Below are 11,836 nucleotides of genomic sequence, written 5' to 3'. Positions count from 1 at the left end.
CCGCGAAACGGCTTCGGCGACGAGGCGTTCGAGTTGGGCCCAGCCGACGCCGGTGGCGTCGAACAGCTGCCGGTCCACGAACCCCGCCGCCTCCGCGCTCAGACCGCGCGTGAGGTCGGCGATCCGCTCGGCCCGCCACGGCTCCAACCTCCCGGCCATGACCGCGTCGTAGACGTGGGGCAGTCGCCAGGCGCACTCGATGACCCGCCCGACATATGCCTTCCCACCATCCGGTGTCCGGCCGAGGACCGCGATGAGCTCCATCAACGCGAACTCCGACACCAGAGGGGCGCCGGGGCCGGCGATCGGGATGCCGGTGTCGAGGTAGCCCTCCGTGATCGTGGCAACGCCTTCCGGCCCGGTGACGATGTGGTCGCTGGCCCAGGTCGTGATGTCCTCCCACTCCTCGATGATCAGAGTGTTGCGGGAGTGGATCCGGTCCCGCACGCGCGACAGCAGGGCGGCTGTCGAACGGGACTGGGTTCCGAGATCCATGACGGAATCGTCCCAAGGACGTACGACACAACCCCGACGCCAGACACCCGCCTGTGCACAGGGGAAACCCACCCGCGCCGGTCGGTGATACCCGGAGGATTCGAGGCTCGTCGCGAGCGCTCCTCGCGCCTCAACCACCAGCCGGGGCTGACGAGACGAGACCACCGGCGACCGGCTCTGACTATCCTCGTCGGCATGCCAGCTCTCGGCCCGCGCGCCCTGCGGATCCTCGGCACGGGTGCGGTGCGGCCCGACGAGGCGGTCACCAGCGCCGCGCTCGACGAGCGGCTCGGCCTCCCGCCCGGCACGGTCGAGGAGCGGACCGGGGTCCGGGTGCGGTACGTCGAGCGGGGCAGCGCCGCCGAGCTGGGCGCCCGCGCAGCCCGGAAGGCGCTGGCGGCGGCCGGCATCACGCTCGACGACGTCGACGTGATCATCGGCGCGAGCGCGACGCCCGACCAGCCGCTCCCCTGCAACGCGGCGCTGCTCCACGAGGAGCTGGCGCCGTCCCGGCCGATCGCGGCGTGGGACGTCAACGCGAGCTGCCTGAGCTTCCTGGTGGCGCTCGACCTGGCGGCCACCCTCGTCGACGCGGGCCGGCACGAGCGGATCCTCATCGTGTCCAGCGACCTGGCATCGGTCGGCCTCGACTGGTCCGACCTCGGCGCATCGGGGATCTTCGGCGACGGCGCGGCCGCGGCCGTCGTCGGGCACGCCCGGGAGACCGGGTCGGCCGTGCTCGCCGCCGACTTCGCCACCCACAGCGAGGGTGCGCACAGCTGTGAGATCCGCGGCGGCGGCTCGCGGTTCGCGCCCGACCGCGTCGAGGGCGCGTACGCCGAGTGGGGCCGGTTCCGGATGGAGGGCGGCGCCGTGTTCAGGCTCGCCGTCAAGCACCTGCCGCCGTTCGTCGACCGCCTGCTCACCGCCGCCGGGACCACCATGGCGGACCTGCCCGTCGTCGTACCGCACCAGGCCAGTCACCACGCCCTCGCCTGGGTGCGGCACCAGTTCGGCATCGAGGAGGGCCGGCTCGTGGACATCTACGCCGACCACGGCAACCAGGTCGGCGCCTCCCTGCCGTCCGCGCTGCACGCCGCGATCGAGTCGGGCCGGCTGCGACGCGGCGACCACGCCCTCCTGCTCGGCACCGGCGCCGGACTCAGCATGGGCGGAGTGGTGCTGTGCTACTGAGCGAGCCCCAGCCCGAGGTCACCTTCCATTGGCTGCGTGTCGGCCACTGCAAGGGCCCGGAGGCGATGGCCCGGCAGGGCGGCCGGCTGCGCATCGTCGAGTTCCCGTCGTACGTCGGCGCGATACACCACCCCCAGCACGGCTGGACCCTCTTCGACACGGGCTACTCGCAGCACTTCTTCGATGCCACCCGCCGCGTGCCGGAGCTGCTCTACCGCACCAGCCTGCCGGTCACCCTGCCCGAGCACGAGCACCTGTCCCGCCAGCTGGCGGCGCTCGACATCGATCCCGCCGACGTACGACGCATCGTCGTCTCCCACTTCCACGGCGACCACGTCGGCGGACTGCTCGACCACCCGCGGGCGCGAATCATCGCCGGATCCTCGGGCGCCGAACAAGCCCTGTCCCTGCGCGGCTTCAACGCCGTGCGGCACGCGATCCTGCCGGCCCTGCTGCCCGACGACCTGCGCGACCGGCTCGACCCGGTCGACGGCTTCCCGACCGTCCGAGTGGGAGGGCTGCGCACCTGGGACCTGCTCGGTGACCGCAGCCTGCTGGCCGTCGACCTGCCCGGTCACATGCCCGGCCACCTCGGTCTGCTGTTCACGTCCGGTGGGCGCCAGGTGCTGCTCGTCGGCGACGCCGCCTGGACCTCCGCGTCCTTCCGCGACCTCAAGCCGCCGTCCCGGCTGGCGAAGGGGATCATGCACGACTGGGACTCGACGGTCCGCACCCTCGGTGTGCTGCACGACCTCGACGCCGCGCACGACGACCTGCTGATCCTCCCCGCGCACTGCCCGGAGGGCCACGCGGCCTGGTACGCCGGGCGCTGATGGCCGGCTCCGAGGCGGCGGTGGCCGCGGCGTTCGCCCGCGAGCGCTGGCTCCTCCCCCGTCGGTACGACGCCGCGCGGGCCCGCGCGCTCGAGCGGTTCCTGCGCGTCGAGCTCCCGAAAGCCCGGTTCTACGGGCCTTTCGCGGGTCGACCGCTGTCCGAGCTGCCCGTCGTCGACAAGCGGACCGTGCTCGCCGACTTCGCCGCGTTCAACCGGCACGGCATCACGCTCGACCGGGCCCTGGCGGTCGCGGAGGCCGCCGAGCGGTCCCGCTCCTTCGCGGAGCGACTGCCCGGCGGCGTGACCGTCGGGCTCTCCTCCGGCACCTCCGGGACGCGCGGCGTCTTCCTCGTCTCGGAGGCGGAGAGCCGCCTGTGGGCAGGGATCCTGATGGGCCAGCTGATGTCGCCCCTCTCCCTGCGCACGATGGCCCGGCGACCACTGCGGGTCGCGCTGTTCCTGCGCGCCAACAGCAACCTCTACGAGACCCTCGACAGCCGCCGGGTCGCCTTCTCCTGGCACGATCTGACGGTTCCGTTGTCGGTCCACCTGCCGGCACTGGCCGGCACGGACGTCCTGGTCGCACCCGCCGGCGTCCTTCGCCGGATCGCTGAGGCCCGCCCGAGAACACTGCGGCCGCTCCAAGTGGTCTCGGTGGCGGAGACCCTCGAGCCCGACGACGAGGCGGTCATCCGCGCGGCCTTCGGGCGACCGGTCGAGCAGATCTACCAGGCCACGGAAGGCCTCCTCGCCGTGAGCTGCCCGGCGGGCCGCCTGCACCTCAACGAGGCGCACGTCCACATCGAGCCGGAGTGGATCGACCACCAGCGCTTCCATCCGATCGTCACCGACTTCACCCGGACCACGCAGTACGTCGTCCGGCACCGCCTCGACGACGTCCTGCTCGCCGCGCCCGGACCCTGCCCGTGCGGCCGGCCGGGTCGGTCGATCCACGCGGTGCTGGGCCGGGCGGACGATGTGCTGACACTCGGCGACGTGCCGGTCTACCCCGACGTGCTGCGCCACGCGGTCGCGCTCGCCGGCGACCTCGGCGACTATCGGATCGAGCAGCACGGCACCGAGTGGCGACTGGCGACCACCGCCGGATCGTCAGGTGCGACGGAGCGGGTGGCGACGCAGATCGGCCGGCTGGCACAGCGGTTGGGCGCGCGACCGCCGGCCGTCGTACCCATGGCGTGGCCGGCGCAGACGCCCGACCAGAAGCGACGACGGATCAGGAGGATCAGGTGAGGCTGCTGGTGACCGGTGCGTCCGGGTTCGTGGGCGGCCGACTCCGGGAGCTGGCGACCGCCGCCGGACACGACGTGGTCGGTCTGGGCCGGAGGCGACTCGACCGGGCGGACTACCTGAGCGTCGACCTCGGCCGGACCGCGGTGGACGACCTGCCGGACCTGCCGTGGCGGCCGGACGCGGTGATCCACTGCGCGGCCCGGGCCACGCCGTACGCGCCGCGCAAGGACTACGAGCGCGACAACGTCGTCGCGACGCAGACCGTCGTCGACTGGTGCGACCGGCTGGGCAGCCCGCGGCTGGTGCACGTCTCGTCGTCCTCGGTGCTCTATCGCGACGGCGACCAGCTCGACCTCACCGAGGAGTCCCCGGTCGGACCGGAGTTCGCCAACGACTACGCCCGCACGAAGGCGGGGTCGGAGCGGATCGTCCGCACCTACGGGGGTTCCTGGGTGATCGCGCGTCCGCGCGCGGTGTTCGGGCCGGGCGACACCGTGCTCTTCCCGCGGATCATCGCGGCCGCCAAGGCAGGCCGGATCCCGCGCCTGACCGGGCGAACCACCCCCGCGGTCGGCGACCTGATCTACGTCGACAACCTCGCCGACCACCTGCTGCAGCTGGCCGCGCGTCCCGATCTGGGCGGCGTCTACCACCTGACGAACGCCGAGCCGGTCGAGATCCAGGCGATGCTGCTCGACGTGATCACGCAGCTCGGCTTCGACCCGCCGACCCGCGAGGTCAGCGTCGCCACCGCGATGCGGGCGGCGGGCGTGCTCGAGCGGGCCTGGCGGATCCTCCACCTGCCCGGGGAGCCGCCGATCACGCCGTACGGCGTCGGGGTGCTGTCGTGGTCGAAGACGTTCGTGCCCGACAAGATGCTCCGCGACCTCGGTCCGCCACGGGTGAGCGTCGCGCAGGGGGTCGACGAGTTCGTCGCCTGGCAGCGGGAGAACCTCTGATGGGCGGGTGGCTGCGCGGTGCGGCCGCGGGATATCTCGCGCTGCAGGCGGGCAAGACGGTCGCCGCGCTGCGCGCCGCCTCCCGGGCGCCGCAGGCGATCGAGCCGTCCGACGACGCGATCGCGAGGGTCGTCGTGGTGCAGCCGATCCTGTCCGGCGACCCCGGCCTGGAGGACGCGCTGCGCGACAACCTGCTCTCGCTGTCCGGCGCGCGGTTCGTCTGGCTGGTCGACGAGGACGACGCCCAGGCGCAGCGGGTGGTCGACCGGATCGGGCCGGCGCCGCGGGTCGAGGTCCGGCTCTGCCCGCCCGCGCCGGACGGCGTCAACCCCAAGCTCGCCAAGCTCCAGCCCGCCCTGGACGCCTGCGCCGACGACGAGATCCTCCTCGTGCTCGACGACGACACCCGGCTGCCGCGAGCAAGCCTGGGCGCGCTCCTCGGCGGCCTGGAGCGGGCGACGCTCGCGACCGGGCTGCCGGCGTACCTGCCAGGGAGCACGCCGTGGGCGCGCCTCATCGAGCAGTTCGTCGACAACAACGCCGCGCTGACCTATCTGCCGATGGCGCCGGTGACGATCAATGGCATGTGCTGGGCGATGCGGGTCGCCGACCTGCGCGGGATCGGCGGCTTCACGCCGATCCTGCGCAATCTCACCGACGACCTCGCCGTCGCGGGCGCGGTGCAGCGCGGCGGCGGCACGATCTGCCAGACGGCCTCGCCGCAGTGGATCACCACGACCGTCGACTCGCCGAAGCACTACGTGCGGCTGATGCACCGCTGGATGCTCTTCGCGGACCTCCTGCTGCGCCGCCAGCGGCCCTCCACGGTCGCCCAGATCGGCGCGTTGCACGGCGTCCACCCCAACCTGCTCTGGGCGGTGCTCGTCGGCTCGATCCGCTCCCGCCGGCCGGGTCCGCTCGTCGTCCTGCTCACGGGACGCCGGCTGCTGCTCCGACTCGTACACCGTCGCGTCTACGGCCGCTCCCTCCACGCCCCACTGCCGTCGCTCGTCTCCGAGCTGGCCCAGCCGGCACACCTGGTCCACGGCTCCGTGCAGCGGACGATCCGCTGGCGCACGCGCACCTACCGGGTGCGCTCCGACGACGACTTCTCGCCGGTCGGGTCGCCATGAGCCTCCAGGTCCTGCATCTGACCGGGCAGAGCGACCCACGCTCCTGCGCGCTCTCCCCGGTCCAGCACGCCTTCCTGGACGGCCTGCCGCTCCCCGAGTCCGCGAAGGTGCGGCTCAACTTCCCGTACGACGCCGCGCTGGCGCCGTACCGCCCGGTGCCGCTGTGGCTGGCGAGCCTGCGCCATCTGGTGCTGTTCTGGCGGATCCGGCTGCGCCGGGGTCGGTGGGCGCGCCGCAACCGCCCGCTCGTGGAGGCGCAGCTGCGCGCCGCCGAACGGACGCTGGTGCTCGCCGGGTCGATCGGGCTCGACCTCCTCGGCCGACTCGACCTGCCGAGCGACCTGATCGACCGGCTGACGGTGGTCGCGTACGGCGCGGTCGCGACCCGGCCGCCCGCGTGCCGCACGATCCGCGTCGGCAGCCGCGGCGACCATCTCGCCCGCTGGTGGCCCCACGACGTCGAGGTCTCCGCCGGCCACCTCGACTACCTCGCCGCACCCGAGCTGGCCGCGCTGTGCGCCGGCTTGGTCACGGAGCTCGCCGGAGACGCGGCGTGAAGCGGGTCGACCTCGTCGCGCCACCGATGGCGGGCCACCTGCACCCGGTGCTCGGGATCGCCGCCCGGCTCGCTCGGGAGCCCGGCGTGGAGGTGCGGGTGATCAGCACGGCTGCCGCGATGCCGGCGATCGCCGCGTCCGGGGTGACCGGGCTGGCGCTGCTGGACGGGGCCGACGAGGTGATCGAGACGGTGGTCAACCCGCCGTACCGGATCGGCAGCAACCCGCGCCTGCTGTTCCGGCAGTTCCGCGCGGCCGTCGCGCTCCAGGCGGACTTCCGACGCGAGCTGCTCCGCGCCTGGGCGGACACCCGGCCCGATCTGGTCCTCGCCGACTTCACCATGGGTGCCGTCGGCACGGCCGCCGACGAGATCGGCGTGCCCTGGTGGACGACGCACCCGTCGCCGTGCGCGATCGAGGGGCGGGCCGGGCCGCCGTCGTACCTCGGCGGGTGGCGGCCCGGTCGCTCGGCGCTGGGGCGTGGGCGCGACGCCGTCGGGCGGTCCTGGGTGCGCGGGTTCAAGCGCGTCGCGCCGCGGCTGGCGGGGGTGCGCCTGGCCGATGTCGGCATGACCCGGCAGTACCGCCCGGACGGCTCGGAGGCCATCTACTCATCGGAGCGGGTCTTCGCGCTGACGCCCGAGGCCGTGGAGTACCCCCGGGCGCTGCCCGCCGCGGTGCGGTACGTCGGACCGGTGCTGCACACGCCGCCGTCGGCCGCCGCGCCGCCGGTGCTCGCCCCGGGACGAACCGCGGTCCTGTTCACCGCGGGCACCCACCTGCCCTGGCACAAGGCCTGCCTGGTCGGGCACGCGGCGGCCGCTGCGGCGGCGCTGCCCGGCCTCGAGGTCCACGTCAGTCTCGGCGGCGCGGGCTCCCCCGGCGTCGTACCCGCCGGCGTGGTGGTGCACGACTACGTCGACTACGCGCGCGACCTGCCCCGCTTCGACGCGGTCGTCCACCACGGCGGCGCCGGGGTGCTCGGTCACACCCTCGCCGCCGGGCTCCCCGCGGTGGTGTGGCCGGTCGACTACGACCAGTTCGACCACGCGGTGCGGCTGGTCGACGCCGGCGTCGCGGTGCGGGTACGACGCCCCGCCGGGCTCGCGCAGGCCCTGTCGTGTGTGGTCGACGACCCGTCGTACCGGCGGCGGGCCCGGCAGATCGCCGCCACCATCGCCGCCCGGCCGGCGGTGGACACGATCGCCGCCGAAGTGCGCGCCCGGCTGTTTCCCGAGAACGACGCCGATCAGGGAGGATGACGTCCGTGGCCGATCGCGACACCCCCGACGACACCGACCCGACCGGTCGGGCGCGCCCGGACGACAGGCGACTCGAGCACGACGAGTTCCGCTCGCTGCTCACGCCGTCCAAGGAGGTCCCGCGGATCGGGCCGATCGACGAGCCGATCACCGTCGCGGGGCACGACGTGCCGCGCTTCGAGCCGCTCGAGGGCGCGGGCGAACTGCCGGGGTTCGACCCCGACGCCGTACGCCGCCGGCGCAGCGACCGGCGCCGCTCGCACCATCGCCACCGGCCGCGTCCCCGCGCCGAGGCCGCCCCGGTGGAACCGGCGAAGGAGCCGGCGAAGCAGCCCGTGAAGGAGCGCGTCGCCTCGGGCCCGTCGGCCGACGGACGGCGCGAGACCCTGATCGTGGTGGCCGTGCTGGTGGTGCTGATCGTGCTCGGCGCGATCTACGTCGCGGCCCAGAGGTCCGACCAGCCCCGGGACAGCGGGCTGCCCCAGTCGTCGGCTCAGGGCGCGAGCCGGGTGAGCTCCCAGCCGCTCGCGGTCCGCGCGTAGCGCAGCCGGTCGTGCATGCGGCCGGGCCGGCCCTGCCAGAACTCGAACGCCTCGGGTCGCACCCGGTAGCCGCCCCACGCCGGCGGGACGGGCACCTCGCCGTCGCCGAACCGCTCCCGCACCTCGGCGTAGCGGCGGTCCAGCTCGGCGCGGCCCTCGACGACCTGCGACTGGGGTGACGCCCAGGCCCCGAGCTGCGCGCCGCGCGGGCGGGACGCGAAGTAGGCCGCGACCTCCGCGGGCCCGAGCGGACGGGCCGTCCCCTCGATCCGGACCTGCCGCTCGACCGGATGCCACGGGAACAGCAGGGCGCAGCGTGGCTCGGCCGCCAACGCGACGCCCTTGCGCGAGGAGATGTTGGTGAAGAACGCGAACCCCTCGTCGGGGCCGGCTGCCGTGACCTGCTTGAGCAGCACCATCCGGGACGACGGCGCCCCGTCGGGGTCGACGCTCGCCACGACCATGGCGTTGGGCTCGTGCACCCCGGCGGCCGCCACCTCGTCGAACCACTGCTGCCACAGCGGCCACGGCTCGGGCGGCGCGTCAGCCTCGGCGAGCCCGCGGTCGCCGTACTCCCTGCGGAGGGCGGCGAGCTCGGGGCGAGCGGTCGGGTCGGCGGTCGGGTCGTCGGCCATGGACCCACCATAGGGACCGGTCCGGGAGGCCGGTGGGGCAGAATGCCGGATGGCCCGCGGGGCGTCCGGACAGGAGCACCCCGCACCGTCGTCACGAAGGAGCACGCCGATGACCGAGGTTCACCACGGACTGGAGGGCGTCGTCGCCTTCGAGACCCAGATCGCGGAGCCCGACAAGGAGGGCTCGGCGCTGCGCTACCGCGGGGTCGACATCGAGGACCTGGTCGGACGGGTCCCCTTCGAGCACGTGTGGGGCCTGCTGATCGACGGCGCCTTCACCCCCGGCCTGCCGCCGGCCGAGGCGTTCACCCTGCCGGTGCACACCGGCGACGTCCGCGTCGACGTCCAGGCCGCGATCGCCATGCTCGCGCCGGCCTTCGGCTTCGGCCAGACCTACGACATCACCGACGAGCAGGCCCGCGCCGACCTCGCCCGGGTGGCCGTGATGGTGCTGTCGTACGCCGGCCAGTCGGCGCGCGACATCCACCTGCCCGTCGTACCCCAGCGCACCGTCGACGAGGGCAGGACCCTCGCCGAGAAGTTCCTCATCCGCTGGCGCGGCGAGGCGGACCCCAAGCACGCGCACGCGATCGACGCGTACTGGTCCTCCGCGGCCGAGCACGGCATGAACGCCTCCACCTTCACCGCCCGCGTCATCACCTCGACCGGCGCCGACGTCGCGGCCGCCTTCTCCGGCGCGATCGGCGCGATGAGCGGACCGCTGCACGGCGGCGCCCCCTCGCGCGTGCTGCACATGATCGAGGAGGTCGAGAAGACCGGCGACGCCGAGGCGTACGTCAAGAACCTCCTCGACTCCGGCGAGCGGCTGATGGGCTTCGGGCACCGCGTCTACCGCGCCGAGGACCCCCGCGCCCGCGTGCTGCGGCGCACCGCCCGCGAGCTCGACGCTCCCCGCTACGAGGTCGCCGAGGCGCTCGAGAAGGCGGCCCTGGCCGAGCTGCGCTCCCGCCGCCCCGACCGCGTGCTCGAGACCAACGTGGAGTTCTGGGCCGCGATCGTCCTCGACTTCGCCGAGGTCCCGGCCAACATGTTCACCTCGATGTTCACCTGTGCCCGCACGGGCGGCTGGTCGGCGCACATCCTCGAGCAGAAGCGGACCGGCCGCCTGATCCGCCCCTCCGCGATCTACACCGGCCCCTCCACCCGCCCGGCCTCCGAGATCGAGGGCTGGGACGCCGCCTGGGGGGAGTGAGCCGCACTCGGCCGCGCCCGGCCCCGAGCTCGCCAGCGCTGTAACACGTTGTTCGCCGACCTACCAGCCGCAAGACCTCGCAGAACCGGTCCTGTGCGCGGCTGCTACAGCTGACATACGGCGGGTAGAGCGGCGAACAACGTGTGACAAGGCCCCCCGGACCGGCCAGCCACCCCCGAACCTGATCAGGCGATGACGTGGTCGAGCAGGTCCGCGCTCGCCGCGGCCGCCGCTACCGGATCGCCGGCGCGGACGGCGTCGAGGACGGCGTCGTGCTCCGCCTCGAGGATGTCGGCGGTGCCCGGGTGCTCGATGCTGGCGCGCAGGGTGTCGACGAGCCCGTCGTACAGCTCGACGAGCAGCGGGTTGTGCGCGGCCGCGACGACGGCGCAGTGGAAGTCGACGTCGGCGTCGACGAAGGCCCGGTCGTCCTGGTCGCGCACCGCGTCGCGGCGGCGGGTCATGATCGCGTCGAGCTCCGTGAGGTCCGAGGAGGTACGACGCTGCGCGGCGAGCGCCGCCGCGCGCACCTCGATCGCGTGCCGCACCTCCAGCAGGTGGACGATGTCGACCCGGTCGAGCTGCTTGCGCATGAACGCCTGCATCTCGGTCGTCGCGGCGACGTAGGTGCCGTCTCCGCGGCGGACCTGCAGCAGCCCGAGGTGGGCGAGCGCCTTGACCGCCTCGCGCACGGTGTTGCGACTCACGCCGAGGGCGGCGGCGAGGGCCGGCTCGGGCGGGACGCGGGTGCCGACCTCCCACTCTCCGCTCTCGAGGAGCGCGCGCATCCCGTCGATGGCCTGGTCCACCAGCGACGCGGGTGAGGTCGGGGCGAGCGGCATGGACATCCCTTCGTTGGTCCAATCATCCGATGTCTGTCATCCTAGGGGACATGTCCCGCTCGCTCCATGATGCCGCCGCAGCAACCGGCTCCGCATCCTCGGGCCCCGTCGCACCCCCGGCGAGCACCGCGCCCCCGGCGAGCACCCCGATCACCCCGAGCACCCCGATCACCCCGAGCACCCGGGCCGGTCTCGGCCTCGGCCTCGCCGTCCTGCTCGTCGCGTTCAACCTGCGCCTGGCCATCACCTCGCTGGGCGCGCTGCTCGACCACCTCGGCGACCTCGGCGTCTCTGCCGCCACGCAGGGCCTGCTGACCTCGCTGCCCGTCCTCTGCTTCGCCCTGGTCGGCGCGACCGCGATGGTCGTGACCCGGTGGATCGGGGTCGACCGCGGCCTGGTCGCCGCGCTCGGACTGCTCGCCGCCGGCCTCGTCCTGCGCGTCCTCGACGGCACCCCTGCCCTGATCGCCGGAACCGCGGTCGCGTGCGGCGGGATCGCGCTGGCCAACGTGCTCGTCCCGGCCATCGTCAAGGAGCACTTCCCCCATCGGATCGGCCTGATGACGGGCGCCTACACCACGGTCCTCTCCTTCGGCTCGGCCGTCGGGGCGGCCGCGACGGTCCCGATCGCCAACGCGGCGGGGTCCTGGCGGGTGGGGCTCGGTCTCTGGGCGGGGCTCGCCCTCGCCGCCGTCGTGGCGTGGGCGCCGTACTGCCGCCGGCGTGACCCCCGGCGCGCCGACGTGCATCGCACCGCCCTGTGGCGCAGCCCCACCGCGTGGGCGGTCACCCTGCTCTTCGGCACCCAGTCGATCTACGCGTACGTCACGATGAGCTGGCTGCCGAGCGTGTACGCCGACGCCGGGTTCAGCGACGAGACGGCCGGCCTGCTGCTGGCGGCGAGCATCACCATCGGCC

12 protein-coding genes and 1 pseudogene are annotated in these 11,836 nt (G+C 74.0%); 10 read left to right on the top strand and 3 right to left on the bottom strand.

The window, feature by feature from the left end:
* Positions 1-495, bottom strand: a pseudogene (locus tag FHP29_RS21920) (hypothetical protein); the annotation flags it as partial.
* A 195-nt stretch (positions 496-690) separates the two neighbouring features.
* Between FHP29_RS21920 and FHP29_RS20000 the strand changes: the two are divergent.
* Genes FHP29_RS20000 through FHP29_RS19965 form a run of 8 tightly spaced genes read left to right on the top strand, consistent with a single transcriptional unit; the run spans position 691 to position 8,228 of the window.
* Positions 691-1,689, top strand: a complete 999-nt coding sequence (locus FHP29_RS20000) for a 3-oxoacyl-[acyl-carrier-protein] synthase III C-terminal domain-containing protein (RefSeq protein WP_139624612.1) — start codon at positions 691-693, stop codon at positions 1,687-1,689.
* Positions 1,680-2,522, top strand: a complete 843-nt coding sequence (locus tag FHP29_RS19995) for an MBL fold metallo-hydrolase (RefSeq protein WP_139624611.1) — start codon at positions 1,680-1,682, stop codon at positions 2,520-2,522. The genes FHP29_RS20000 and FHP29_RS19995 overlap by 10 nt, the downstream gene beginning before the upstream one ends.
* Entirely contained in the window at positions 2,522-3,775 is a 1,254-nt protein-coding gene (locus tag FHP29_RS19990; RefSeq protein ID WP_139624610.1) for a F390 synthetase-related protein, read from the top strand. The genes FHP29_RS19995 and FHP29_RS19990 overlap by 1 nt, the downstream gene beginning before the upstream one ends.
* The gene (locus FHP29_RS19985) at positions 3,772-4,734 is read left to right on the top strand and encodes an NAD-dependent epimerase/dehydratase family protein (RefSeq protein ID WP_139624609.1); all 963 of its coding nucleotides are present in this window, start codon (positions 3,772-3,774) and stop codon (positions 4,732-4,734) included. The genes FHP29_RS19990 and FHP29_RS19985 overlap by 4 nt, the downstream gene beginning before the upstream one ends.
* Complete coding sequence (locus tag FHP29_RS19980; RefSeq protein ID WP_139624608.1) at positions 4,734-5,867, top strand: glycosyltransferase; 1,134 nt, start codon at positions 4,734-4,736, stop codon at positions 5,865-5,867. Before FHP29_RS19985 ends, FHP29_RS19980 begins: the two co-directional genes overlap by 1 nt.
* Positions 5,864-6,424 (top strand): hypothetical protein, encoded by a 561-nt coding sequence (locus tag FHP29_RS19975; protein WP_139624607.1) that lies wholly within the window; start codon positions 5,864-5,866, stop codon positions 6,422-6,424. The genes FHP29_RS19980 and FHP29_RS19975 overlap by 4 nt, the downstream gene beginning before the upstream one ends.
* A complete protein-coding gene (locus FHP29_RS19970) occupies positions 6,421-7,686 on the top strand; it encodes a nucleotide disphospho-sugar-binding domain-containing protein (RefSeq protein ID WP_139624606.1) in 1,266 nt (421 codons plus the stop codon). The genes FHP29_RS19975 and FHP29_RS19970 overlap by 4 nt, the downstream gene beginning before the upstream one ends.
* Before the next feature lie 5 nt (positions 7,687-7,691).
* On the top strand, positions 7,692-8,228 hold the full coding sequence (locus FHP29_RS19965; RefSeq protein WP_139624605.1) for a hypothetical protein: 537 nt from the start codon (positions 7,692-7,694) through the stop codon (positions 8,226-8,228).
* Here the strand turns inward: FHP29_RS19965 and pdxH are convergent.
* Entirely contained in the window at positions 8,180-8,863 is a 684-nt protein-coding gene (pdxH, locus tag FHP29_RS19960) for a pyridoxamine 5'-phosphate oxidase (protein ID WP_139624604.1), read from the bottom strand. The genes FHP29_RS19965 and pdxH overlap by 49 nt on opposite strands.
* 109 nt (positions 8,864-8,972) lie before the next feature.
* On the opposite strand from pdxH, the gene FHP29_RS19955 reads away from it, so the two are divergent.
* On the top strand, positions 8,973-10,076 hold the full coding sequence (locus FHP29_RS19955; RefSeq protein WP_139624603.1) for a citrate synthase 2: 1,104 nt from the start codon (positions 8,973-8,975) through the stop codon (positions 10,074-10,076).
* Positions 10,077-10,261: 185 nt separating this feature from the next.
* Here the strand turns inward: FHP29_RS19955 and FHP29_RS19950 are convergent, their stop codons facing one another.
* Positions 10,262-10,918 carry a FadR/GntR family transcriptional regulator gene (locus tag FHP29_RS19950; protein ID WP_139624602.1) on the bottom strand — a complete coding sequence of 219 codons (657 nt, stop codon included), beginning with the start codon at positions 10,916-10,918 and terminating at the stop codon, positions 10,262-10,264.
* A gap of 50 nt (positions 10,919-10,968) precedes the next feature.
* Here FHP29_RS19950 and FHP29_RS19945 point away from each other — a divergent pair.
* Positions 10,969-11,836 (top strand): MFS transporter (locus FHP29_RS19945; protein WP_158296654.1); only part of this gene is annotated, 868 nt, incomplete at its 3' end.

This window comes from Nocardioides albidus, from assembly GCF_006335005.1.
GTDB classification, from domain to species: Bacteria; Actinomycetota; Actinomycetes; order Propionibacteriales; family Nocardioidaceae; genus Nocardioides; species Nocardioides albidus.
The sequence above is the reverse complement of the archived record's forward strand: the minus strand, read 5'-3'. Positions and strand labels throughout refer to the sequence as shown.